The 22,193-nt window shown below is 64.7% G+C and carries 25 protein-coding genes, 1 tRNA gene and 1 pseudogene; 20 read left to right on the forward strand and 7 right to left on the reverse strand.

Annotated elements, in window-relative coordinates:
- Window positions 1–90 precede the first annotated feature (90 nt).
- Complete coding sequence (locus ABKF58_RS06820; RefSeq protein ID WP_482583918.1) at window positions 91–876, reverse strand: TatD family hydrolase; 786 nt, start codon at window positions 874–876, stop codon at window positions 91–93.
- Window positions 877–993: 117 nt separating this feature from the next.
- Between ABKF58_RS06820 and ABKF58_RS06825 the strand changes: the two genes are divergently transcribed.
- From ABKF58_RS06825 to ABKF58_RS06840, 4 genes are all read left to right on the forward strand, one after another.
- Window positions 994–1,371, forward strand: a complete 378-nt coding sequence (locus ABKF58_RS06825; RefSeq protein ID WP_014088616.1) for a hypothetical protein — start codon at window positions 994–996, stop codon at window positions 1,369–1,371.
- A gap of 87 nt (window positions 1,372–1,458) precedes the next feature.
- Window positions 1,459–2,205 carry an MgtC/SapB family protein gene (locus ABKF58_RS06830; RefSeq protein WP_482583919.1) on the forward strand — a complete coding sequence of 249 codons (747 nt, stop codon included), beginning with the start codon at window positions 1,459–1,461 and terminating at the stop codon, window positions 2,203–2,205.
- Between the two features lie 300 nt (window positions 2,206–2,505).
- Window positions 2,506–2,919 carry a VOC family protein gene (locus ABKF58_RS06835; protein ID WP_008952141.1) on the forward strand — a complete coding sequence of 138 codons (414 nt, stop codon included), beginning with the start codon at window positions 2,506–2,508 and terminating at the stop codon, window positions 2,917–2,919.
- A gap of 106 nt (window positions 2,920–3,025) precedes the next feature.
- The gene (locus tag ABKF58_RS06840; protein ID WP_014088613.1) at window positions 3,026–3,454 is read left to right on the forward strand and encodes a YciI family protein; all 429 of its coding nucleotides are present in this window, start codon (window positions 3,026–3,028) and stop codon (window positions 3,452–3,454) included.
- A gap of 210 nt (window positions 3,455–3,664) precedes the next feature.
- Here the strand turns inward: ABKF58_RS06840 and ABKF58_RS06845 are convergent.
- Together ABKF58_RS06845 and rsmI are read right to left on the reverse strand one after the other, a co-directional pair.
- Window positions 3,665–3,749: transfer RNA gene (locus ABKF58_RS06845), tRNA-Leu, on the reverse strand.
- 54 nt (window positions 3,750–3,803) lie between these two features.
- Window positions 3,804–4,637: a 16S rRNA (cytidine(1402)-2'-O)-methyltransferase gene (rsmI, locus tag ABKF58_RS06850; RefSeq protein ID WP_482583920.1), complete on the reverse strand. Its 834-nt coding sequence runs from the start codon at window positions 4,635–4,637 to the stop codon at window positions 3,804–3,806.
- Window positions 4,638–4,697: 60 nt separating this feature from the next.
- Between rsmI and ABKF58_RS06855 the strand changes: the two genes are divergently transcribed.
- The 4 genes from ABKF58_RS06855 to ABKF58_RS06870 are packed head-to-tail and all read left to right on the forward strand — an operon-like array spanning window position 4,698 to window position 7,336.
- Window positions 4,698–5,804: a penicillin-binding protein activator gene (locus ABKF58_RS06855; RefSeq protein WP_482583921.1), complete on the forward strand. Its 1,107-nt coding sequence runs from the start codon at window positions 4,698–4,700 to the stop codon at window positions 5,802–5,804.
- On the forward strand, window positions 5,801–6,136 hold the full coding sequence (locus tag ABKF58_RS06860) for a YraN family protein (protein ID WP_008952145.1): 336 nt from the start codon (window positions 5,801–5,803) through the stop codon (window positions 6,134–6,136). Before ABKF58_RS06855 ends, ABKF58_RS06860 begins: the two co-directional genes overlap by 4 nt.
- A gap of 26 nt (window positions 6,137–6,162) precedes the next feature.
- Window positions 6,163–6,753: a phosphoheptose isomerase gene (locus ABKF58_RS06865; protein WP_008952146.1), complete on the forward strand. Its 591-nt coding sequence runs from the start codon at window positions 6,163–6,165 to the stop codon at window positions 6,751–6,753.
- A gap of 1 nt (window position 6,754) precedes the next feature.
- Complete coding sequence (locus ABKF58_RS06870) at window positions 6,755–7,336, forward strand: BON domain-containing protein (RefSeq protein ID WP_008952147.1); 582 nt, start codon at window positions 6,755–6,757, stop codon at window positions 7,334–7,336.
- Window positions 7,337–7,406: 70 nt separating this feature from the next.
- Here ABKF58_RS06870 and ABKF58_RS06875 read toward each other — a convergent pair whose 3' ends face one another.
- The 4 genes and pseudogenes from ABKF58_RS06875 to ABKF58_RS06890 all read right to left on the reverse strand — a co-directional run bounded on the left by ABKF58_RS06875 (window position 7,407) and on the right by ABKF58_RS06890 (window position 11,251).
- Window positions 7,407–8,612, reverse strand: a complete 1,206-nt coding sequence (locus ABKF58_RS06875; protein ID WP_482583922.1) for a sensor domain-containing phosphodiesterase — start codon at window positions 8,610–8,612, stop codon at window positions 7,407–7,409.
- A 123-nt stretch (window positions 8,613–8,735) separates the two neighbouring features.
- Window positions 8,736–9,644, reverse strand: coding sequence for a Tim44 domain-containing protein (locus tag ABKF58_RS06880; RefSeq protein WP_482583923.1), 909 nt, complete (start codon window positions 9,642–9,644; stop codon window positions 8,736–8,738).
- A 57-nt stretch (window positions 9,645–9,701) separates the two neighbouring features.
- Window positions 9,702–10,403, reverse strand: coding sequence for a tRNA (N6-threonylcarbamoyladenosine(37)-N6)-methyltransferase TrmO (tsaA, locus tag ABKF58_RS06885; protein ID WP_482583924.1), 702 nt, complete (start codon window positions 10,401–10,403; stop codon window positions 9,702–9,704).
- Window positions 10,404–10,502: 99 nt separating this feature from the next.
- Window positions 10,503–11,251 (reverse strand): annotated as a pseudogene (locus ABKF58_RS06890) (GNAT family N-acetyltransferase).
- 193 nt (window positions 11,252–11,444) lie between these two features.
- Between ABKF58_RS06890 and mnmG the strand changes: the two are divergent.
- The 12 genes from mnmG to atpD all read left to right on the forward strand — a co-directional run bounded on the left by mnmG (window position 11,445) and on the right by atpD (window position 22,189).
- A complete protein-coding gene (gene mnmG / locus ABKF58_RS06895; protein ID WP_482583925.1) occupies window positions 11,445–13,337 on the forward strand; it encodes a tRNA uridine-5-carboxymethylaminomethyl(34) synthesis enzyme MnmG in 1,893 nt (630 codons plus the stop codon).
- Window positions 13,334–13,960, forward strand: a complete 627-nt coding sequence (rsmG, locus tag ABKF58_RS06900) for a 16S rRNA (guanine(527)-N(7))-methyltransferase RsmG (RefSeq protein WP_008952153.1) — start codon at window positions 13,334–13,336, stop codon at window positions 13,958–13,960. Before mnmG ends, rsmG begins: the two co-directional genes overlap by 4 nt.
- Window positions 13,957–14,748, forward strand: coding sequence for a ParA family protein (locus ABKF58_RS06905; protein ID WP_482583926.1), 792 nt, complete (start codon window positions 13,957–13,959; stop codon window positions 14,746–14,748). The genes rsmG and ABKF58_RS06905 overlap by 4 nt, the downstream gene beginning before the upstream one ends.
- Window positions 14,749–14,751: 3 nt before the next feature.
- Window positions 14,752–15,606, forward strand: coding sequence for a ParB/RepB/Spo0J family partition protein (locus ABKF58_RS06910; RefSeq protein ID WP_482583927.1), 855 nt, complete (start codon window positions 14,752–14,754; stop codon window positions 15,604–15,606).
- Between the two features lie 91 nt (window positions 15,607–15,697).
- Window positions 15,698–16,060 carry an ATP synthase subunit I gene (locus ABKF58_RS06915; RefSeq protein WP_014088600.1) on the forward strand — a complete coding sequence of 121 codons (363 nt, stop codon included), beginning with the start codon at window positions 15,698–15,700 and terminating at the stop codon, window positions 16,058–16,060.
- Between the two features lie 9 nt (window positions 16,061–16,069).
- On the forward strand, window positions 16,070–16,879 hold the full coding sequence (gene atpB / locus ABKF58_RS06920) for a F0F1 ATP synthase subunit A (protein WP_482583928.1): 810 nt from the start codon (window positions 16,070–16,072) through the stop codon (window positions 16,877–16,879).
- Window positions 16,880–16,937: 58 nt separating this feature from the next.
- Complete coding sequence (gene atpE / locus ABKF58_RS06925; protein WP_008952158.1) at window positions 16,938–17,225, forward strand: F0F1 ATP synthase subunit C; 288 nt, start codon at window positions 16,938–16,940, stop codon at window positions 17,223–17,225.
- Window positions 17,226–17,275: 50 nt separating this feature from the next.
- On the forward strand, window positions 17,276–17,746 hold the full coding sequence (locus ABKF58_RS06930) for a F0F1 ATP synthase subunit B (RefSeq protein WP_014088598.1): 471 nt from the start codon (window positions 17,276–17,278) through the stop codon (window positions 17,744–17,746).
- A gap of 7 nt (window positions 17,747–17,753) precedes the next feature.
- Window positions 17,754–18,290, forward strand: a complete 537-nt coding sequence (locus ABKF58_RS06935; protein ID WP_014088597.1) for a F0F1 ATP synthase subunit delta — start codon at window positions 17,754–17,756, stop codon at window positions 18,288–18,290.
- A gap of 8 nt (window positions 18,291–18,298) precedes the next feature.
- Window positions 18,299–19,843 carry a F0F1 ATP synthase subunit alpha gene (atpA, locus tag ABKF58_RS06940; protein ID WP_482583929.1) on the forward strand — a complete coding sequence of 515 codons (1,545 nt, stop codon included), beginning with the start codon at window positions 18,299–18,301 and terminating at the stop codon, window positions 19,841–19,843.
- 41 nt (window positions 19,844–19,884) lie between these two features.
- On the forward strand, window positions 19,885–20,751 hold the full coding sequence (atpG, locus tag ABKF58_RS06945) for a F0F1 ATP synthase subunit gamma (protein WP_482583930.1): 867 nt from the start codon (window positions 19,885–19,887) through the stop codon (window positions 20,749–20,751).
- Between the two features lie 43 nt (window positions 20,752–20,794).
- Window positions 20,795–22,189, forward strand: coding sequence for a F0F1 ATP synthase subunit beta (gene atpD, locus ABKF58_RS06950; protein WP_482583931.1), 1,395 nt, complete (start codon window positions 20,795–20,797; stop codon window positions 22,187–22,189).
- The last annotated feature ends 4 nt before the right edge of the window (window positions 22,190–22,193 follow it).

The raw sequence follows: 22,193 nt of genomic DNA on the forward strand, positions 1-22,193 counted from the left end.
ACGCACTTCACACCGGGGGCGTTTTTTTTGTCGGGTGGCCGGTGTGACCGCAGGCCGTCTCCCTGGCCGGACGCGGCCGGGCCATCGCGGTTAGCCGAGCCCGAGCGCCTCCAGCGTGTTGCGACGGGTTGCCGAGCGTACCGCCTCTGTGGTGGTGTCGCGCAGTTCGGCCAGTAGCCCGGCGTAGCGCGCGATGTTGGCGGGCCGGTTGGGTTCCTCTTGCGCCCATTCCGGGCGCATGTCCGGCGCGTCGGTTTCCAGTACCAGCGCGGACAAGGGCAGGGTGGCGGCCAGCCGACGAATGCGCTGGGAGCCGCGAAAGCTCATGGCGCCGCCGAAGCCCAGCTTGAACCCCTGCGCCAGAAAGGCCGCCGCCTGCTGCTCGCTGCCGTTGAAGGCGTGGACGATGCCGCCGACGACCGGCACTTGGCGCAGGTATTTCAGCAGCCGGTCCTGCGAGCGGCGCGCGTGCAGCACCACCGGCAGGCCATACTTGCGTGCCAGCTTGAGCTGTTCCACGAACAGCGCTTCCTGGCGCGCCGGGTCGAGGTCTGGCAGGTAGAAGTCGAGCCCGATTTCGCCCACCGCCAGCGGCCGGTCTTCGGCCAACCTGTGTTCCAGTTCGGCCAGGTGCGAATCCACGTGCTGCGACAGGTAGACCGGATGCAGCCCGAAAGCCAGCCAGCAGCCGTAGCGTTCGCGCATCGCCAGCGTCTGGGCGAACGTGGCCTGGTTGACGGCCGGCACCAGAATCTGGCCGATGCCGAGCCCGACCGCCTCGGCCACGACCTCGTCACGCACGCCGTCGAACTCCGCCGCGTCGAGGTGGCAGTGCGAATCGATCAGGCAATCGTCGTCGGGCAGGATGCGGAACATGGCGCGCAGAACCAGGATAGGGAGTGTGTAGAGTATCAGCCTACAAGGCCCGCCCGTGCCTTGCCAAGACGGGCATGCACAGGCGCATCACCAGACCGGGCGCAAACGGAGTCCCCAATGGCAAAACCTTCGACTGCCGACATCATCTGGCTGACCGATGTGGAAGAGCATGACTATGCCGCCGCCGCATCCTATCTTGCCTTGCTGTGGCGTGAAGACCGCGTGGCCGAGGTGGTGGAACACCTGCAGGCGGCGCCCCTGGTGCAGTTCAGGGCCAAGGACATCTTCCGTGCCTCTCAGCTCTCCCTGCTCGGCATCAGTAATTCCCATGTTGAAAAGGACCGGTCCAAGATTCGCAAGGGGGAGGGTCTCTCGCCATTGCTGCTGGTGCGCGACGAGGCAAACGGCAAGGTGGTGATCGCCGACGGCTACCACCGGCTGTGCGCCCTCTATGGCGTCGATGAAGACGCCTGGGTGCACTGCAAAATCGTGTGAGGTGCACGACTCGACTTGGCCGGCGCCGGGAGCGGCGGCGGGCAGTATACAATTCGACTCTTCACACCACGGTGCCCGCTGATCGCCATGAATCTCCTCTCCCTCCCGCTGTTTGCCGGTTATTGGACCGAAACCTCGGTCGACGTCAACGTCGTGATTGTGCTCAACCTGGTCGGCGCGCTGTTGCTCGGCATCGTCGTCGGCTACGAGCGGGCCTATCGCGGCCGTGCCGCCGGCATGCGCACCTACGGTCTGGTGTGCATGGCCTCGGCGGCCTTGACCGTGGTGGTTGGCTATCCGGGGTATTGGTACGGCGGGCATATGATGAGCAGCAGCGGCGACCCCACCCGGGTGATCCAGGGCATCGTCACCGGCATCGGTTTTCTCGGTGCCGGGGTCATCATGAAGGACGGCCTGAACATCAGCGGCCTGACCACCGCCGCCTCGATCTGGGCCTGCTCCGCCATCGGGGTGCTGGTGGGCATCGGCTTCTACGCCGCCGCCATCCTGCTCACCGTGATCTGCGCGCTGTCGATGATCCTGGTCTCGCGCCTGGAACAATGGCTGCCCTCGCATCCCGCCATTGGCGTGGTGCTGCGCTTCCAGAAGGACTTCGTGCCGCAGGAACACGCCCTGCGCCGAGCCGCGCTGGAGCGCGGCTACGAGATCGCCGGCAGCAGCCTGTCGATCAGCTACCAGGACGGTCAGCCGGAGTGGCACTTCACCGCCACGGTGCTGAACAAGAACGAGGGCGCTTCGCTGTCGGAACTGGCGGAAGAATTATCGCGTTTCGACGGTGTCCAAAGTTTCAGCATGGCACCCGCCCGCAACTGAATACGGGGCGCTCTGCCGGGCAAGCGTTCCATGCGCGGCCGTGCCATGTGAGTAGGGTCGCCGTTTGCTCCGCCTGAATTCAGTCAGCCAACTGTCATTTTCACCGTCTATAGTTAGTGCCTGGCACAGGTCGCACGGCGCTGACCTCTCGCCGGCGAGCCGTGAGTCGAGCGCTTCGAGCTGGCCTGATCCGGGTCGAGCTTGCCCGTCGCTACCATGCCAGTCCGTGGTGCCGCTTGCCGGGTATCCCCCGCCCCGGCACATCCCCGTATCGTTTCGATCTCTCCCTAAGGAGACGTCATGCAAATCCAGTCCTATCTGTTTTTCGATGGCCGCTGCGAAGAAGCGGTCGAGTTCTATCGCCGCACCCTGGGTGCTGAAGTGGAGATGCTGATGCGCATCAAGGACAGCCCCGAGCCACTGCCACCGGGCAGGGTGCCGCCGGGGTCGGAGGACAAGGTGATGCACGCCAGCTTCCGCATCGGCGACAGCGTGGTGATGGCCTCCGACGGCCGTTGCCAGGGGCAGCCGAATTTCCAGGGATTTGCCCTGTCGTTGTCGGTGGTCGATCAGCGCGAGGCCGAGCAGCGCTTCGCGGCCCTGAGCGAAGGCGGCCAGGTGCAGATGCCGCTGGGCCCGACCTTCTTCTCGCCGTGCTTCGGCATGGTCGCCGACCGCTTCGGCGTGTCGTGGATGATCATCGTGCCGGCGTGAGTGTCGATTCTGTCGTACCCCCATCGCCATGCCGGGGAGCGCTGACCCGACCGGTTGACCCCGTTGGCGGCGTGCTCCCTGTGCAACCCATCCAAGGAGCAACGCGATGCGATTCATGATGCTGATGATTCCCAAGGGCTACGAGAGCGCCGAACCGGGCGCCATGCCGAGTGCCGAGGCCGTGGCGGCAATGATGAAGTACAACGAGGCGCTGCAAACAGCCGGTGTGTTGCTCGCCCTCGACGGCCTGCACCCGCCCTCGATGGGCGCGCGCGTCTCGTTCGAAGGCGGCCAGCCCACGGTCACCGACGGACCCTTTGCCGAGGTGAAGGAGGTGATCGGAGGCTACTGGATGATCCAGGTGGCGTCGCGACAAGAAGCCATCGACTGGGCCAAGCGCTGCCCGGCTTCGGCCAACGAGGTAATCGAAATCCGCCAGGTGCAGGAGTTCGAGGACTTCCCGGCGGACGTGCAACAGGCGGCCGCCGGCTTGTCGGAGATGCAGGCACCGCCGGCGGCACGACGCGAGGGGTGAGCGCCTGCGCAACCGGCGCACATGGGCGGCGCCGGGCGGCTGGAAAGAGGATCGGTTGGGCCGGTGTCCCCGGCGATGCCGGGCATCTCTAGCGGTCCGGGCAGGGCGGCTGGCAGAGGGCAGGGTGTCGGAACCGGCAGGCGGCAGGCAACAAAAAAGCGCCTTGCGGCGCTTGATCGTGTTTTCCTGCGAGCCTTATCTGGTAAGGCCTGGTGCCCGGGGCCGGACTCGAACCGGCACACCTTGCGGCGGGGGATTTTGAGTCCCCTGCGTCTACCAATTTCGCCACCCGGGCAGGAAAGAGAAGGCAGTTTACCCAATGCCATCGAGCTTGTAAATGCGTGGCGCGTCAGTCCTTGTCCGCGTTCTTCAGCGCAAGGGCGCGGTCGTACAGCAATTTGCGGTTGGCGCCGGTGATCTGCGCCGCCAGCGTCGCCGCCTGCTTGGTGGGCAGCTCGGCGGCCAGCACCGCCAGCGTGTGCAGGGTCTGTTCGTCCAGGGCTTCCGGTTCTTCCCGCGGCGGCGCGGCATCGATGATCAGCACGATCTCGCCACGCTGCTGGTTGCTGTCGGAAGCCACCCAGTCCCGCATCTCCCCGGCCGGCAGATGGCGTATGGTTTCGAAGGTCTTGGTCAGTTCGCGTGCCAGCATCAGCCTCCGCTCCGGTCCCAGTTCGACGACGATGTCCTCCAGCGTGTCGAGCAGGCGGTGCGGCGCCTCGTAGCAGGCCACGCAGAATGGCGCGTTGCGCCAGCCCGCCAGCACCCGGCGCCGCTCGCCCGATTTGGGCGGCAAAAAGCCGTGAAACAGGAAGGAAGTCGCGGAGAGACCGCTGGCCGACAGCGCCGCCACCACTGCCGACGGACCGGGAATCGGGCACACGCGCCGCCCGGCGTGGTGCACCGCTTCGGCCAACCCGGCGCCGGGGTCGGACACCGCCGGGGTGCCCGCATCGGACACCTGCACCACGATCTTGTCTTCGCCGAGCCAGCGGATCACCTGCTCGGCCATGGCGCGCTCGTTATGCTCGCGCAGGCTCACCAGCTTGGCACTGATGCCGTAGGCCGACAGCAGGTGGCCGGTCACACGGGTATCCTCGGCGCAGATCACATCCGCCACGCTGAAGGCGGCCAGGGCGCGGGCGGTGATGTCGGCCAGATTTCCAATGGGCGTGGCCACCACATATAATGTGCCGCGAGTAAAACTTTCCCGAGCAGATTCAAGCAAGTGAGCAAACGACGTATGCAAAGAATGGCCTCGCTGTTGGTTGGCGTGTTGACGGCCTGGCTGGGCGTGGCCCAAGCACAGGTACCGGACTATATCATCCAACTCAACGCGGCGCCGCTCAAGGCCAGAGCCGCTGCCAGCGCACCGCACCCGGTGGCCGTCCCCGCGGCCAAGCCCGTCGTCGCGCCGGCGCCGCGTACCGGGCCGCGCATCGGCGTGCTGCTGCCGCTCGGGTCCGCCCGTCTCGGCGAAGCCGCCGAGGTGGTGCGCCAGGGCATCGAAGCCGCCGCCGCGGTCGACGACAAGGCCGACGTGGTGGTGGTGGCCGCGGACGAGGACAACGTGGCCGCACGCTACCAGACGGCATTGGCCGACGGCGTCAACGTCGTGATCGGCCCGCTGACGCGGCCCGCTATTGCCGCCGTGGCGCCGCTGGTGAAAGTGCCGACGCTGGCGCTCAACGCGCTGGATCGCGGCATGCCGGCCAATCCCAAGCTCTACAGCCTGGCCTTGGTCGTCGAGGGCGAGGCACAGCAGATGGCCGGGGTGATGTACGACGACGGACGGCGCAACCCGCTGCTGGTGGCGTCGCAAGATGCCTTGTCGGCACGGCTGCGCAAGGCCTTCGCCGAGCGCTGGCAGGCGCTGGGTGGCAAGAGCCCACGGGTGGTGGAGCTGGCCGGTGCCGATCAGGCGACACTATCGGCCGCCGCGGCGCAGGGTGACGCGGTATTTCTCGCCGTCGACGATAGCGAGGCGGCGGGAGTCAAGCAGGCGTTGCCTGCCGATCTGCCGGTGTATGCCACCTCGCAGCTGAACAGCCGCCATCCGTCGGCGGCGCTCAACAACGTGCGTCTGATCGACATGCCGTGGTTCCTGTTGCCGCAGCATGAGGCGGTCAGACGCTACCCGCGTCCCGAGGGCGCGCTGACGATGCAGACCGAGCGCCTCTACGCGCTGGGCATCGACGCCTACCGGCTGGCAGTGTTGCTGGCCAACCCCAAGGCGAGTCCGGCTGCGCTGCGTCTGGACGGCGTGACCGGCGACCTCCAGCTCGGGCGCGACCGCCAGTTCACCCGCCAGCTGCCGCTGGCGGTGCTCGGCGCGGGTGGCCTGCAATGAACGAACTGGGCCGGCAGGCAGAAGACCGGGCGCTGGCTTTCCTGCAGCAGCAGGGGCTGCGGCTGGTCGAACGCAACTGGCAGTGCAAGGGCGGTGAGATCGACCTCGTGATGCGCGAGGGCGAATACTGGGTATTCGTCGAGGTGCGTCACCGTGCCGATCAGCGCTTCGGCGGCGCCGGCGCCAGCATCACGCCGGCCAAATTGCGGAAACTCACGCTGGCGGCAGGGGTCTACCTCAGTTCCAGGGGTATCGACGCCCCCTGCCGCTTTGACGCCGTGCTGTCGCACGGTAACGGAGCCCCCGAATGGCTCAAGAACATACTGGCGTAAGCTACGTCGGATACAAAAGGATGGACATGGACCTGATCGAACGCGTCAACGGACACTTTCTGGAAAGCATCGCGGCCAAGCAGGAGACGATGGAGCAGCTGTCGCCGGCCGTCGCCGCCGCGGCGGAACGGATGGTGGCCTGCCTGATGAACGAAGGCAAGATTCTGGCCTGCGGTAATGGCGGTTCCGCGGCCGACGCCCAGCACTTTGCCGCCGAGATGGTCGGCCGCTTCGAGAAGGAGCGCCCGGGTCTGGCGGCCTTGTCGCTGGCCACCGACAGCTCGGCGTTGACCGCCATCGGCAACGATTACGACTTCGACATGGTGTTCTCCAAGCAGGTGCGCGCGCTGGGCCATACCAACGACCTGCTGCTGGCGATTTCCACCTCCGGCAATTCGGCCAACGTCATCGAGGCCATCTACGCCGCCCACGAGCGTGGCATGGGGGTGATCGCGCTGACCGGCAAGGACGGCGGCAAGATCGGCGAGATTCTCAGCGCCGACGACATCCAGCTCAACGTGCCGGTTTCGCGTACTGCGCGTATCCAGGAAGTTCACATCCTGCTGATCCACGCCCTGTGCGACGCCATCGACTACATGCTGCTGGGAGGAGAATGACATGCGACGCAAACTCGTGCTGCTGGCCAGCGTTGCCCTGCTGAGCGTGGGGATGAGCGCCTGCGTGCCGCTCGTGGTGGGCGGCGCAGCGGCGGGGGCGGCGGTGGCGACCGATCGCCGTACCAGCGGGGCCTATATCGATGACCAGGCCATCGAGCTGAAGGCCTCGGACCAGGTGAACGCCAAGCTGCCCTCGGCCCACGTCAACATCGCCAGCTACAACCGTGCCGTGCTGATGAGCGGCGAAGTGCCCTCGGAAGCGGCACGCGAGCAGGCCGAGCTGATCGTGCGCGGCACGCCCAACGTGCGCAAGGTCTACAACCATACCGTGGTGGCAGGTTCCTCGGCACTGTCCGAGCGCAACAACGACACCTGGATCACCACCAAGGTTCGTACCCGCCTGTTCGACGGCAAGGGCTTCTCGCCGCAGACCATCAAGATCGTGACCGAGCGCGGCGTGGTCTACATGATGGGCCTGGTCACCCAGGCCGAGGGCGAGGCCGCTGCCAAGGTGGTGAGCCAGACCTCCGGGGTACAGAAAGTGGTGACGCTGTTCGAATACATCAGCGAAGTGCAGCCCTGAGGCGGCACGGTTTCACCATGAAAAACGGACCGCGTGGCGGTCCGTTTTTGCGTCGGCAGGGCCGATCCGTTCAGTTGCGCGCCACCAGCACGTCGGCGCACAGCACGTGCATCGCCTCGTCGATCTCGATCGCCATCGACAGCGTCACGCAGTTGCGGGTGTCGGTCATCGACAGGTAGGGATCGCTCATGTACAGCACACCGGGCTGGTCGATGGCGTGCTGGAAGTAGGCGCGGCGAGACCAGATCGCCCCGGTGGTGTCGGTCAGCGGGGCCAGCTTGGGGTCTTCCGGCGCCGGCGGCTGCAGCGAGTTGAGGTTCTGGCCGATCTGGCGGCCGGCGCTGTCGAGCAGGAAGCAGCGGATCACGTCCGGCATGTTCAGCATCGGCGTGGCGGCGTGCAGGAACGGCGTGCCCTGCATCAGCGCGATGGCGGTCTGCACGAAGGATTGCCGTGCCAGCTCCAGTTGTCGCCGCGTCAGCTTGCGCTTGAGCAGCTCGCGCACCATCAGTTCGTCCCAGCGCGCATCGATGCGCGGGGTGATCACGCTATCGTTTTCCGGCTGGTCGTGCGGGCGCGAGATGTAGTAGCCCTGGACCAGGTCGCAGCCGGATTCCAGCGCGATCAGCACGTCCTTCTCGGTTTCGATGCCTTCCTCGACCACCAGTGCACCAATTTCGTGCATCAAGTGGACTAGACGGGGCAGCAGGTTGCGCGTGCGCGACTGGTTGGCCGCGCTCCTGAGCAGGTTGCGGTCGAACTTCACCAGGTCGGGCTCGAGCATGCACACCCGGTCCAGGTTGGAGTGGTTGACGCCGAAGTCGTCGATGGCGATCAGAAAGCCGGCCTGGCGCAGCAGCTTGACGCAGTCGATCAGCCGCTCCTGCGATTCCAGCGCGTGCTCGGGGACTTCCAGCACCACGCTGGAGGGTGGCAGGCCGGCCTGGATGATGCGGCTGGCCAGCGCTTCGGCATGGGCCGGCTGCGCCAGCGAGGCCGCGTCCATGTTGAGGAACAGCCAGCGGTTTTCGTGCGGGAAAGTGTTGAAGCCGCGGATGTGGTGCTGGCACACGGCCAGGTCCAGCTGGTGGCGCTGCTCTAACGAGTCGAGTCCCTGGTAGGCGTCAATCGGGTTGAGCGGCTTGTCGTCGCGGCTGGCGCGCAGCAGCGCCTCCATGCCCACGGTACGGCGGTGCGGCAAGCTGTAGATCGGCTGGAAGTGGCTGCCGAGGGTCAGGCCGGCAAAGCTGGGTGTCGGGGGGGCAGAGAGGGTCATCGAGCACTATCCTTGGTTCCTGTCTGCGCTATCAAGCAAACGGTATTCCAGTCTAGCCCAGTCGGGGGGCAAATGAAAAACGGGCGCCGCATGGCGCCCGTTCTGCTTGGCGATTCAGACCGCTCAGTCTTGCTGGATGCCGGCCAGCAGCCAGCGGCTGCCGCTCTTGTCCTTGACGTAGTGCCAGGTTTCGCCGAACGGCACCGCGGCGGCGTTGACCGTCTCGCTGACGCTGCCGGAGAAGCGCACGCTGGCGATGTAGCGGCCGCCTTCTTCGACCGCCTCGATCAGTTGGCAATCGAGCTGCGGGAAGTCGGCCACGTCGTCGTTGCCGGCGATGTCGGCGCGCAGGGCCTCGAACAGGTCCGGGGTCAGGTACTTGCGGATTTCTTCCAGGCTGTCCGGCGTGTTCAGGCTCTGCAGGTGCAGGAAGGTGGCCTTGGCCTGGCGCAGGAAGTTCGGCGTTTCAGTGCCGTCCGGCAGGCGGGCCAGGCTGGAAGCCGCCAGCGGCGCGCCGCCGTACGACGGCGTCGTGCCAAAACCGGAGCCGATCTTCGGAATCGGCTCGAAGCGGGCCGCTTCATGGGCCATGCCATTCGGCACGCCGGCCGCTTGCGGCAGCTGGCCGGCCGGATTGCCGGCCTTGCGGCGGAACAGCATCAGGCCACCGACCAGCAGCAGGCCGAGCAGGGCGATGGTGCCCCACGGAATGCTCGAGCCGGCCGGTTGCGTGGCCGGCGCCGAGGCGGGGGCGTTGTTGTTGTGCATGGCCGAGCCGAGCATGTAGCCGGCGGCGGCGCCGGCGGCACCGGCGGCGATGGCGGTGCCGATACCCGGGCCTTTCTTGACCGGGGCTGGCGCCGGTGCGCTCGGCAGCGGGCGTGGCGCGGGGGCTTGGTAGGACGGGGTCGGCGCCGAGCGCATCATGCCGGAGCTGCGGCTCTTGCCGAGGCGGGCGGCTTCGCTGAACGGGGCCGCCAGCAGGGTAACCAGGGTGAAGGCGAGTACGGTCGTCTTCGCACGCGGTGTCATGTCTGTTTCTCCAGTGAGAGGGGGTGTGTTGCCTCGATATGATCAATGCAACATCGGTTAGTTCGGGGCGACGGTGGCGATTTCAAGTACTTCGGCGACGCCCGCGGCAATGCGGAAGCGCACGTTGCTATGGTAGAGGCGCACGCCGTAGACCCGCTCCGGGTCGTCCTGGTAGGCCGGGCGCGGGTCTTGCGCCAGCACCTCCTCGATCAGGGCGGCCAGTTCGGGCGCGGCCGGCTGGCTGGCGAGCTGCTGCCGTGCGGTGTCGCTCCAGCGCACCGTCAGCGTCGGCGGCGGGCCGTCGACGAAGCCGCCGAGGGCGTCGGGCACCGCCTCGACGAAGGGGATGTAGGGCTTGATGTCGAGCACCGGCGTGCCGTCGAGCAGGTCGGCGCCGGCCAGCTGCAGTGTCACGCCGTCGGTGGTGTCGATGCCGAGCAAGGGCACCAGCGACAGCCCGAGCGGGTTGGGGCGGTGGGTGGAACGGCTGGCGAAGACGCCGACCTTGGCGTTGCCGCCCAGGCGTGGCGGGCGTACCAGCGGCGACCAGCCGCGCGCCAGTGTGTCGTGGAACACGAACTGCAGCCAGACGTGGGAAAACGCCTCGAGGCCGCGCACGGTGTCGGGCTGGTCGAACGGAGGCAGCAGCTGGAGCGTCATGCGGGCCGACTTGGCCAGCGCCGGCTGGCGCGGGATGCCGAATTTTTCCTTGAACGGCGAGCGGATCAGGCCGATGGGGGTGAAGGTGTAGGGCTGCATGGCGCCATTGTAGGCCCTGGCGCGCGCGCTTTCACCGCTCCAAGCGCAAAAGGTTGGCCGAAGCGGCTTCGGCCAACCTGTGGGAGCGATGTGGCGGTCTCAGCCGACGAAGTGGCGGCTGTGGCGGCCGTTGAGACGATCCATCGGCAGCAGCATGAAAAAGTCGGCGCAGTTGAAGTCCGGGTCCCAGGCCGGCTCGCCGCAGACGAAGGCACCGGCGCGCAGGTAGCCCTTGATCAGCGGCGGCAGCGGCGCCGGTGCGGCGTCGTCGCGCACGCGGTCGAGCGGCAGCGCCAGGTGCGGGGTGACGCGCCATTCCGCCGGCGCCAGGTGCTTGGCCTCGATCTGCCGGTACAGGCTGACCGCCTGGTGGCCGCCGTCGGCCGGGCTGACGCTGGCGCAGCCGGCCAGGTAATCGCAGCCCTGCTGCTGCACGTAGTCGGCGAGTCCGGCCCACAGCAAAGCGATCACCGCGCCGGAGCGGAAGTCCGGGTGCACGCAGGAGCGGCCGACTTCGAGCAGGCGGTCGCGCACATGCGCCAGCCGGCCGAGATCGAACTCGTGTTCGGAGTAGAGGCGGGGGCGCGCCGCGCCGCCGCCGGCGGCAGCATGCGGTAGGTGCCGACCACCATGCCGCTAGTGGCGTCCTCGACGATCAGGTGGGCGCACAACGCATCGTAGTCGTCGCAATCGATGCCGAGGTGGCGGGAGCTCAGGCGAGCGCCCATTTCGCCGGCGAACACGTCGAAGCGCAGCTTCTGGGCGCGGCGGATGTCCTGCGGGTTATCGGCAAGCCGCACGCTCAGGCGTGGCTTGCTGCGGGTGGCGAGGCTTTCGTTGAGCAGCATGGGGTGGTCTCCCTCGTGACGTGAGGACCATGCTAAAGCGCCTGTTTGACGAAGCCGTGTCGTCGCGATGACAGTGGCGTGACGGTGCGTGGTCGCCGCCGTGACAGGGAGAATCAAGCAAATCAATCACTTATCAGAACAGCGGTTTTGACGTAAAATACGCCGTTTTTCGTTCGCAGCGCGCTCACCAGCCATGATTTATCCGACAACCTTCGATGTAATAGTGGTAGGCGGCGGCCACGCCGGTACCGAGGCGGCCCTGGCGGCGGCCCGCATGGGGTGCAGCACGCTGCTGCTGACCCACAATATCGAGACGCTGGGCCAGATGTCGTGCAACCCGTCGATCGGCGGCATCGGCAAGGGCCACCTGGTCAAGGAAGTCGACGCGCTGGGCGGCGCCATGGCGCTGGCCACCGATATCGGCGGCATCCAGTTCCGTACCCTGAACGCCTCCAAGGGCCCAGCGGTGCGCGCTACCCGTGCCCAGGCCGACCGCGTGCTGTACAAGGCGGCGATCCGCCACGTGCTGGAAAACCAGGACAACCTGACGCTGTTCCAGCAGCCGGTGGACGACCTCTTGATCGAGGGCGACCGTGTCGCCGGCGCCATCACCGCGATCGGCATCACCTTCCGCGCCAAGACCGTGGTGCTCACCGCCGGCACCTTCCTCTCCGGCAAGATTCACGTCGGGCTGGAAAACTACACCGGTGGCCGCGCCGGCGATGCCGCGGCCTCGACGCTGGGCGCGCGCCTGCGCGAGCTCGACCTGCCGGTGGGCCGCCTCAAGACCGGCACGCCGCCGCGCATCGACGGCCGCACGGTCGACTTTTCCGTGATGGAAGAGCAGCCGGGCGATACCCCGGAACCGGTGTTTTCCTACCGCGGCAGCCGCAGCCTGCATCCCCTGCAGCTGCCGTGCTGGATCACCCACACCAACGAGCGCACCCACGACATCATCCGCTCGGGCTTCGAGCGCAGCCCGATGTTCACCGGGGTGATCGAAGGCGTCGGCCCGCGCTACTGCCCGTCGATCGAAGATAAGATCAACCGCTTCGCCGACAAGGACAGCCACCAGGTGTTCCTGGAGCCGGAAGGGCTCACCACTCACGAGCTCTACCCCAACGGTATCTCGACCAGCCTGCCGTTCGACATCCAACTGGCGGCGGTGCGCTCGATCCGCGGCATGGAGAACGCCCACATCCTGCGTCCCGGCTACGCCATCGAATACGACTACTTCGACCCGCGCGGACTGAAGTCCACGCTCGAAACCAAGAGCATCCAGGGCCTGTTCTTCGCCGGTCAGATCAACGGCACCACCGGCTACGAAGAGGCCGCGGCGCAAGGTCTGCTGGCCGGCCTCAACGCCGCGCTGTACAGCCGCGACCAGGACGGCTGGTGCCCGCGCCGCGACGAAGCCTACCTCGGCGTGCTGGTCGACGACCTCATCACCAAGGGCGTGTCCGAGCCCTACCGCATGTTTACCAGCCGCGCCGAGTTCCGCCTGCAGCTGCGTGAAGACAACGCCGACCTGCGCCTGACCGAGGCCGGCCGCCGGCTGGGCCTGGTCGGCGATGCGCAATGGGACGCCTTCTGCCGCAAGCGCGACGCGGTCGAGGCGGAAAAGACACGCCTGAAAACCACCTACCTGCACCCGGCCAAGGTCGACATGGCCGCCGTGGCGCAGTTGCTCGGCAAGCCGATCGAACGCGAATACAACCTGCACGACCTGCTCAAGCGCCCCGACGTCAGCTACACCGCGCTGATGACGTTGGCCGAAGCCGGTGGCGGCGTGGATGACGGCGCGGTTGCCGAGCAGGTGGAAATTCAGGTCAAATATCAGGGCTATATCGACCGCCAGAACGACGAGCTGGCCCGCCGCGACAATCTCGAGGACGTGCGCCTGCCGGCCGACATCGACTACAGCCTGGTCAAGGGGCTGTCGAAGGAGGTGCAGCAGAAGCTCAACAGCCAGCGCCCGGAAACCCTGGGCCAGGCCTCGCGCATCCAGGGCATCACCCCGGCCGCGGTCGCCCTCCTCATGGTTCACCTTAAACGCGGCTTTGCCGACGCGAAAAAAACCGCATGACACATACTGCAGAACTGACTCACGGCCTGGCCGAGCTGAAGCTCGACCTGACCCAAGAACAAATCGCCCGGCTCGAGTCCTATCTCGCGCTGCTGGCCAAGTGGAACCAGACCTACAACCTGACCGCGGTGCGCGAAGAAGAGCGCATGGTCAGCTACCACCTGCTCGACAGCCTGACGCTGGTGCCGCAGCTGGCCGGCGGCACGCGCCTGCTGGACGTCGGTTCCGGCGGCGGCATGCCGGGCATCCCGGCGGCGATCGCCCGCCCTGACCTCCAGGTGGTGCTGCTTGATTCCAACCACAAGAAGACCACCTTCCTGCGTCAGGCGGTGATCGAGCTCAAGCTCGACAACGTCGAGGTGGTGACCAACCGCGTCGAAGCCTACCAGCCGGAACAGAAATTCGACCGCATCACCAGTCGCGCCTTCGCCGAGCTGGCCGAGTTCGTCAAGCTCACCCGCCACCTGCTGGCTCCGGGCGGCCAGTACGTGGCGATGAAGGGCGTCTACCCCTACGAGGAAATCGCGCTGTTGCCGGAAGGCTTCGCCGTGGCGGAAGTACTGCCGCTCACCGTGCCGGGTCTCGACGCCGAGCGTCATCTGGTGAGGATCGTGGCGCAATGACCTGCCGCGTGATCGCAGTCGCCAACCAGAAAGGCGGCGTCGGCAAGACCACCACCGTGGTCAACCTGGCCGCCGGCCTGGCGGAGATGGGGCGGCGTGTGCTGATCGTCGACCTCGACCCGCAGGGCAACGCCACCATGGGCAGCGGCATCGCCAAGGGCTCGCTCGCCACCTCGGTCTACCAGGTGCTGTTGGGCGACGTCGGCGTCGCCGAGGCGCGCCAGCCGGCCAAGGAAGGCGGTTACCACGTGCTGCCGGCCAACCGAGACGTCGGCGGTGCCGAGCTGGAACTGGTGCACGAACTGGCGCGCGAGGCGCGGCTGAAGAACGCCCTGAGCGAGGTGCTGGGCGAGTACGACTACATCTTCGTCGACTGCCCGCCGTCGCTTAACCTGCTCACCCTGAACGGATTGGTGGCCGCCGAGAGCGTGCTGATCCCGATGGTGTGCGAATACTATGCGCTGGAAGGCCTGTCCGACCTGGTCACCACGCTGCGCAAGGTGCGCGTCGCGGTCAATCCCAAGATCGAAATCCTCGGCCTGTTGCGCACCATGTTCGACGCGCGCAGCAACCTGTCGCAGCAGGTGTCGCAACAACTGGCGCGCCATTTCGGCGACAAGGTGTTCGACGCCGTCATCCCACGCAACGTCAGGTTGGCCGAAGCGCCCAGCCACGGCCTGCCCGGGCTGATCTACGACCGCAACTCGCGCGGCGCCCAGGCCTATCTGACGCTGGCCGCCGAGCTGACGGCTCGGCTAGAATCCGCAACCCCCTCACTCTCGCACTGACACATGGCCAAACTCAAAGGACTCGGGCGCGGCTTGGACGCGCTCCTAGCCACCGTTGACGGCGCGGACGACCGCCTGCAAACCCTGCCCATCGACAGCATCCGCCCGGGCAAATACCAGCCGCGCACGCACATGAGCGAAGACGCGCTGGACGAACTGGCGGCCTCGATCCGCGTGCAGGGCGTGATCCAGCCGGTGGTGGTGCGCGAGATCGGGCTTGGCGATTACGAACTGATCGCCGGCGAGCGGCGCTGGCGCGCCTCGCGCAAGGCCGGCCTCAGCGAGGTACCGGCGGTGATCAAGTCGGTGCCGGACGAAGCCGCGCTGGCGATGGCGCTGATCGAGAACATCCAGCGTCAGGAACTCGACCCGATCGAGGAGGCGCGCGGCCTGCAGCGCCTGATCGACGAATTCGGCCTGACCCACGAAGCCGCCGCCGACGCCGTCGGCCGCTCGCGCAGCGCCGTGTCCAACCTGCTGCGCCTCTTGGCGCTACCGGAACCGGTGCAGACCCTGGTGCACCAGGGGCAGCTGGAAATGGGGCACGCCCGCGCCCTGTTGCCGCTCGAGGTGATCGACCAGATCGCGCTGGCGCAGCAGGTGGTGGAGCAGGGCTGGTCGGTGCGCGAAGTCGAGCGCCGCATCCAGCGCCTCAACGCGCCTCGCCCCGAGGGCAGGCCGCAACCCCGCCTCGACCCCGACATCCAGCGTCTCGCCGAAACCCTGTCCGAGTCGCTCGGCGCCGCCGTCAGCATCCGCCATGGCGCGCGTGGCCACGGCAAGTTGACGATCGAATACGCCAGTCTCGACGAGCTCGACGTCGTGCTGGCAAAACTGCAAGCAAAATCAAGCGCCTGATTCGCAACGGCGCGGGTATGTCAATTGGGGATTTTGTTGACTGGCATCAAGCCCCAAGCCTATAATCGGTCGATTTTTTTGCATTGCTGACATGATCAATCGGGAAGTAAAGCGAGTCGTGCGCCTGCAGGTGGTGCTGACCCTGGTGGCGGTACTGGTGGCAGCGGTGATCGGCGGTTTTGCCCCGATTCTCCCGGTTTCGGTCGTGATCGGCGGGCTGTGTGCCATTATTCCGGCCCTGCTCTACGGCAAGATCGCCTTCGCGCGCCGGCATGAGCCTCCGGCGGTGCTGATGAAGGCGCACTTCAAGGCCGAGGCGGTGAAGTTTTTCACCACACTCCTGATGTTTGGGGCGGCCCTGGTGTTTTTCAAGGATTTATCCGTAGTCGGACTGTTTGGTGGATATATGACAGCCACTTCCGGCTACTGGTTCGGGCTTCTAATCAAAAATTGAGAAAGCGCAATGGCAAGCAACGCAACAGAGTACATCAAGCACCACCTGACGTTCTGGAACTCGTCGCATGAAGGCGGCTTCTGGAGCATTCACGTTGATACCTTCTCCATCTCGCTGCTGCTCGGCTTCGTCTTCCTCGGCGTGTTCGCCTCGGTGGCCCGCAACGCCAAGCTGGAGAATCCGGGCCGTCTGCAGTTGTTCGTCGAAGCGCTGATCGAGATGGTCGATACCCAGGTCAAGGAAATCTTCCATGGCAAGAGCAAAGTGGTGGCGCCGCTCGCGCTGACCATCTTCTGCTGGGTGTTCCTGATGAACGCCATGGACATGCTGCCGGTCGACCTGCTGCCGTGGATCGCCGCCAACATCGGCGCCGCCCTCGGTCACGATCCGCATCACGTCTACCTGCGCGTGGTGCCGTCCGCCGACGTCAACGCCACGTTTGCCATGTCGCTGTCGGTGGTGCTCTACATCATCGGCTTCTCGATCAAAGCCAAGGGCTTGGGCGGCTGGGGCAAGGAACTGCTGACCGCACCGTTCCACGCACACAACCCGGTATTGGCGCTGGTGCTGGCGCCGATCAACTTCGCCTTCCAGATGGTCGAACTGGCCGCCAAGCCGATTTCGCTCTCTCTGCGTCTGTTCGGCAACATGTACGCCGGCGAACTGATCTTCATCCTGATCGCGCTGCTGCCGTGGGGCGCCCAGTGGCTGCTCGGCGCACCGTGGGCCATCTTCCACATCCTGGTGATCACGCTGCAGGCCTTTGTGTTCATGATGCTGACCACGGTGTACCTGAGCCTGGCGGTCGAAGCCCACTAAACGATTTTTCAAACCCTTTTACCAACCATCCTTGTAATACCTTTTAGGAGATATATAAATGGAAGCTCTCGTTTCTCAGATCCAGTCGATGACCGTTCTGGCTGCTGCCCTGATCATTGGCTTCGGCGCTATCGGCACTGCTCTGGGCTTCGCCATCCTCGGCGGTAAGTTCCTGGAGTCCTCCGCTCGCCAGCCGGAAATGATCCCGGTTCTGCAAACCAAGCTGTTCATCATCGCTGGTCTGCTGGATGCGATCTCCATGATCGGTGTGGGTGTTGCCATGCTGTACACCTTCAACAACCCGTTCCTGGCCGCTGCTGTTGCTGCCCTGAAAGCTGGCGCTTAATTCTTAAGCGTAAACGGTTGTTGTAGTCACCACACTGGAGGAAAACAAGCGTGGAATTCAACGCGACACTACTGGGCCAGGCGATTACCTTCGCCATCCTGGTATGGTTCACCATGAAGTTTGTTTGGCCTCCGCTGACCAACATGATGGAAGAGCGTGCCAAGCGTATCGCTGATGGCTTGGCCGCGGCAGAGCGTGGCAAACAGGATCTGGAAGCAGCTGAAAAGCGTGCCGGCGACGAGCTGCGCAAAGCCAAGCAGCAAGCGACCGAAATCGTGATGGCCGCTGAAAAGCGTGCCTCCCAGATCGTGGAAGAGGCGAAAGAAACGGCCCGCACCGAGGGTGCCCGTCTGGTTGCCGATGCCAAGTCCGATATCGATCAGGAAGTGCTGCGTGCCAAGGAGACCTTGCGCGAGCATGTGGCTTCGCTGGCCGTAGCCGGTGCGGAGAAGATTCTGCGCCATGAGATCGACAAGGCCAAGCACGCTGAACTGCTTGCCTCCATCAAAGCGGAGTTTTAATTAACTCATGGCAGAACTCATTACCGTAGCAAGGCCCTACGCCCAAGCGGTATACAGCCTTGCCACCGAGCAGCAGCGACTGGATGCCTGGTCCGAGGCGCTCGGTTGGCTGGCTGCCATGGTGAGCAACCCGGACGTAGCCCAGGTGGTTACCAATCCGAAACATACCGCACAAGAGGTTGAGGCGCTGATGCTGGGCGTACTCGGTGAGCGCGCCAGCGAAGATGTCAAACGCTTCGTCGGCACGCTGGTCGAGAACCATCGCCTGACGTTGCTGCCGTTCATCGCCGACCAGTTCGAGCTGCTCAAGGCCGAGGCTGAAGGTGCCATCGACGCGACTGTCGAAAGCGCTTTCCCTCTCACCGACGAGCAAACGGCCGAACTCACCAGCATGCTTTCCAAGAAATACGGTAAGTCCGTACGTCTTGACGTGCATGTGGCCCCCGAGCTGCTTGGCGGGGTGCGGGTGCTGATCGGCGACGACGTCATCGACGCGTCCGTGCGCGGCAAACTGCACACCATGGCAGCAAGCCTCAAGAATTAGGAGAGATCATGCAGTTGAACCCCTCTGAGATCAGCGATCTGATCAAAGCCAAGATCCAGAACCTGGCCGAAGGCTCCGAGACCCGTACCAAAGGTACCGTGATCTCCGTGACCGACGGCATTGTTCGCGTCCATGGCCTGGCAGACGTGATGCAGGGCGAAATGCTCGAATTCCCGGGCAACACCTTTGGCCTCGCCATGAACCTGGAGCGTGACTCCGTGGGCGCCGTTATTCTCGGCGAATACGAGCACATCTCCGAGGGCAACGAAGTCAAGTGTACCGGCCGCATCCTGGAAGTCCCGGTAGGTCCGGAACTGGTAGGTCGCGTGGTGAACGCGCTGGGTCAGCCGATCGATGGCAAGGGCCCGCTGAACGCCAAGCTGTCCTCCCCGATCGAAAAGATCGCCCCGGGCGTGATCGCCCGTAAATCGGTCGACCAGCCGATGCAGACCGGCCTGAAGTCGATCGACTCCATGGTTCCGGTCGGCCGCGGTCAGCGTGAGCTGATCATTGGCGACCGCCAGACCGGCAAGACCGCCGTGGCACTGGACGCGATCGTCAACCAGAAGGGCACCGGCGTCATTTGTATCTACGTCGCCGTCGGCCAGAAGGCTTCATCGATCGCCAACGTGGTGCGCAAGCTGGAAGAGCACGGCGCCATGGGTCACACCATCGTGGTGGCCGCTGCCGCTTCCGAAGCCGCCGCGCTGCAGTTCATCGCACCGTACTCCGGCTGCACCATGGGCGAATACTTCCGCGACATCGGCGAAGACGCGCTGATCGTATACGACGATCTGTCCAAGCAGGCCGTTGCCTACCGTCAGATTTCGCTGCTGTTGCGCCGCCCGCCGGGCCGCGAAGCCTACCCGGGCGACGTGTTCTACCTCCACTCCCGTCTGCTGGAACGCGCTTCGCGTATCAACGAAGACGAAGTAGAGAAGCTGACTAAGGGTGCCGTGAAGGGCAAGACCGGTTCGCTGACCGCTCTGCCGATCATCGAAACCCAGGCCGGTGACGTGTCCGCCTTCGTTCCGACCAACGTGATTTCGATTACCGACGGTCAGATCTTCCTGGAAACCGACCTGTTCAACGCGGGTATCCGTCCGGCCATCAACGCCGGTATCTCGGTATCGCGCGTCGGTGGTGCGGCTCAGACCAAGGTGATCAAGAAGCTCGGCGGCGGTATCCGTCTGGCGCTGGCCCAGTACCGCGAACTGGCTGCGTTCTCGCAGTTTGCTTCCGACCTGGACGAAGCCACCCGCAAGCAGCTGCAGCACGGTGAGATCGTTACCGAACTGATGAAACAGAAGCAGTTCGCCACCCTGTCGACCGCCGAAATGGCGCTGACGCTGTGGGCGGTGAACAAGGGTTACTACGAAGACGTACCGGTCAAGAAGGCGCTGGCATTCGAAGCCGCGTTCCTGGCCTACGTCCGTGCTAACCACGCCGACGTTCTGAAGGCGACCGACGCCTCCGGTAACCTGACTGACGACCACGAGAAGGTACTGGCCAAGGCGATCGAATCGTTCAAGGCTGGCTACAGCTTCAACTGAGCCTTTCGGCCAACGTTGTAGTCAACTGAAAGGTTCAGGAAATGGCAGTCGGAAAAGAGATTCTCACCAAGATCCGAAGCGTGCAGAACACGCAGAAGATCACCCGCGCGATGCAGATGGTGGCAACCTCCAAGATGCGCAAAACGCAAGAGCGTATGCGTGCTGCCCGTCCTTACGCCGAGAAGGTGCGTACCGTCATGGCGCACCTCGCTCAGGCGAATGCGGATCTTGAGCATCCACTGCTTGCCCGTCGCGACGTCATCCAGCGTGCCGGCATCATCGTCGTTACCTCGGACAAGGGCTTGTGTGGTGGCTTGAACGCCAACATCCTCAAGCGCTTCTTCTCCAAGGTGAAGGAGTTGCACGATGCCGACATCAAGGTCGACGTGTGCTGCCTGGGGCAGAAAGGTCTTTCTGCCGCCCAGCGCACGCGCCTGAATGTGACGGCGAGCGCGGTCCATCTGGGCGATGTGCCCAAGATGGACAAACTGATTGGCCCGCTTACAGTGATGTTGAAGCAGTACGCCGAAGGCGAACTGGACGCGGTCTACATCGTGTATTCCCGCTTCATCAACACGATGAAGCAGGAGCCGGCCCTGGAACAGCTGCTTCCGCTGTCCCCGGACAACATGGTGGTCGAGCACACGCACTCGTGGGATTACCTCTACGAGCCGAATGCGGTAGACGTCATGGAGTTCCTGGTGAAGCGTTACATCGAATCGGTGGTGTACCAGTCGGTGGCCGAAAACATGGCCTCCGAACAGGCAGCCCGTATGGTGGCGATGAAGTCCGCCACCGACAACGCGGGTAACGCCATCAAGCAGCTGCGACTCGTGTACAACAAGTCGCGCCAGGCAGCGATTACCAAGGAATTGTCCGAAATCGTGTCCGGTGCCGCAGCGGTGTAAGCCGGTAACAGACTGTAAAAGTTTATTGAGTTAGGAACCGATAATGAGCCAAGGCAAAATCGTACAAATCATTGGCCCGGTACTCGACGTGGAGTTTCCGCGCGATGCCATGCCAAGGGTTTATGATGCCCTGAAGCTGGTCGACACCGATCTGACGCTTGAAGTCCAGCAGCAGCTGGGCGACGGCGTGGTGCGGACCATTGCGATGGGCAGCTCGGACGGCCTGAAGCGTGGCATGGCAGTAGTCAACACCGGCGCAGGGATTTCCGTGCCGGTAGGTGCCGCCACCCTGGGTCGTATCATGGACGTGCTGGGTAACCCGGTGGACGAAGCCGGTCCGGTCGCCACCGACGCCCGTCGCGCCATCCACCAGCCGGCCCCGAAGTTCGACGAACTGTCGAGCGCGACCGAACTGCTGGAAACCGGCATCAAGGTGATCGACCTGCTGTGTCCGTTCGCCAAGGGCGGTAAAGTGGGTCTGTTCGGCGGTGCCGGTGTGGGCAAGACCGTGAACATGATGGAGCTCATCAACAACATCGCCAAGGCGCACTCGGGCTTGTCCGTGTTCGCCGGCGTGGGTGAGCGTACCCGTGAAGGTAACGACTTCTACCACGAAATGAAGGACTCCAACGTCCTCGACAAAGTGGCGATGGTTTACGGCCAGATGAACGAGCCGCCGGGCAACCGTCTGCGCGTAGCGCTGACCGGTCTGACCATGGCCGAGCATTTCCGTGACGAGAAGGACGAAAGCGGCAAGGGCCGCGACGTGCTGTTCTTCGTGGACAACATCTACCGTTACACCCTGGCCGGTACCGAAGTATCCGCCCTGCTGGGTCGTATGCCGTCCGCGGTGGGTTACCAGCCGACGCTGGCCGAGGAAATGGGCCGCCTGCAGGAACGTATTACCTCGACCAAGGAAGGTTCCATTACTTCCATCCAGGCCGTTTACGTCCCTGCCGATGACTTGACCGACCCGTCCCCGGCGACCACCTTCGCCCACCTGGATGCGACCGTGGTACTGTCGCGTGACATCGCTTCGCTGGGTATCTACCCGGCGGTGGATCCGCTCGACTCCACTTCCCGCCAGCTGGATCCGCTGGTGGTAGGTGACGAGCACTACTCTGTGGCGCGTGGTGTACAAACCACCCTGCAGAAGTACAAGGAACTGCGCGACATCATCGCGATTCTGGGTATGGATGAACTGTCCGAAGAGGACAAGCTGGTCGTGGCGCGTGCTCGTAAGATTCAGCGCTTCCTCTCCCAGCCGTTCCACGTGGCCGAAGTATTTACCGGTTCGCCGGGCAAGTACGTGTCGCTTCGTGACACCATCAAGGGCTTCAAGGCCATTCTCAGCGGTGAGTACGACCACCTGCCGGAACAAGCGTTCTACATGGTTGGCTCCATCGACGAAGCTGCTGAGAAAGCCAAGTCCCTGTAACCAA

It is taken from the genome of Pseudogulbenkiania sp. AW2-16, from assembly GCF_056824575.1.

Excerpts from the sequence above, each read along its gene's own strand:
- ABKF58_RS06820 (WP_482583918.1), bottom strand. The coding sequence starts at position 876 with ATGTTCCGCATCCTGCCCGACGACGATTGCCTGATCGATTCGCACTGC.
- ABKF58_RS06825 (WP_014088616.1), top strand. The coding sequence starts at position 994 with ATGGCAAAACCTTCGACTGCCGACATCATCTGGCTGACCGATGTGGAA.
- ABKF58_RS06830 (WP_482583919.1), top strand. The coding sequence starts at position 1,459 with ATGAATCTCCTCTCCCTCCCGCTGTTTGCCGGTTATTGGACCGAAACC.
- ABKF58_RS06835 (WP_008952141.1), top strand. The coding sequence starts at position 2,506 with ATGCAAATCCAGTCCTATCTGTTTTTCGATGGCCGCTGCGAAGAAGCG.
- ABKF58_RS06840 (WP_014088613.1), top strand. The coding sequence starts at position 3,026 with ATGCGATTCATGATGCTGATGATTCCCAAGGGCTACGAGAGCGCCGAA.
- ABKF58_RS06855 (WP_482583921.1), top strand. The coding sequence starts at position 4,698 with ATGCAAAGAATGGCCTCGCTGTTGGTTGGCGTGTTGACGGCCTGGCTG.
- ABKF58_RS06860 (WP_008952145.1), top strand. The coding sequence starts at position 5,801 with ATGAACGAACTGGGCCGGCAGGCAGAAGACCGGGCGCTGGCTTTCCTG.
- ABKF58_RS06865 (WP_008952146.1), top strand. The coding sequence starts at position 6,163 with ATGGACCTGATCGAACGCGTCAACGGACACTTTCTGGAAAGCATCGCG.
- ABKF58_RS06870 (WP_008952147.1), top strand. The coding sequence starts at position 6,755 with ATGCGACGCAAACTCGTGCTGCTGGCCAGCGTTGCCCTGCTGAGCGTG.
- ABKF58_RS06875 (WP_482583922.1), bottom strand. The coding sequence starts at position 8,612 with ATGACCCTCTCTGCCCCCCCGACACCCAGCTTTGCCGGCCTGACCCTC.
- ABKF58_RS06880 (WP_482583923.1), bottom strand. The coding sequence starts at position 9,644 with ATGACACCGCGTGCGAAGACGACCGTACTCGCCTTCACCCTGGTTACC.
- tsaA (WP_482583924.1), bottom strand. The coding sequence starts at position 10,403 with ATGCAGCCCTACACCTTCACCCCCATCGGCCTGATCCGCTCGCCGTTC.
- mnmG (WP_482583925.1), top strand. The coding sequence starts at position 11,445 with ATGATTTATCCGACAACCTTCGATGTAATAGTGGTAGGCGGCGGCCAC.
- rsmG (WP_008952153.1), top strand. The coding sequence starts at position 13,334 with ATGACACATACTGCAGAACTGACTCACGGCCTGGCCGAGCTGAAGCTC.
- ABKF58_RS06905 (WP_482583926.1), top strand. The coding sequence starts at position 13,957 with ATGACCTGCCGCGTGATCGCAGTCGCCAACCAGAAAGGCGGCGTCGGC.
- ABKF58_RS06910 (WP_482583927.1), top strand. The coding sequence starts at position 14,752 with ATGGCCAAACTCAAAGGACTCGGGCGCGGCTTGGACGCGCTCCTAGCC.
- ABKF58_RS06915 (WP_014088600.1), top strand. The coding sequence starts at position 15,698 with ATGATCAATCGGGAAGTAAAGCGAGTCGTGCGCCTGCAGGTGGTGCTG.
- atpB (WP_482583928.1), top strand. The coding sequence starts at position 16,070 with ATGGCAAGCAACGCAACAGAGTACATCAAGCACCACCTGACGTTCTGG.
- atpE (WP_008952158.1), top strand. The coding sequence starts at position 16,938 with ATGGAAGCTCTCGTTTCTCAGATCCAGTCGATGACCGTTCTGGCTGCT.
- ABKF58_RS06935 (WP_014088597.1), top strand. The coding sequence starts at position 17,754 with ATGGCAGAACTCATTACCGTAGCAAGGCCCTACGCCCAAGCGGTATAC.
- atpA (WP_482583929.1), top strand. The coding sequence starts at position 18,299 with ATGCAGTTGAACCCCTCTGAGATCAGCGATCTGATCAAAGCCAAGATC.
- atpG (WP_482583930.1), top strand. The coding sequence starts at position 19,885 with ATGGCAGTCGGAAAAGAGATTCTCACCAAGATCCGAAGCGTGCAGAAC.
- atpD (WP_482583931.1), top strand. The coding sequence starts at position 20,795 with ATGAGCCAAGGCAAAATCGTACAAATCATTGGCCCGGTACTCGACGTG.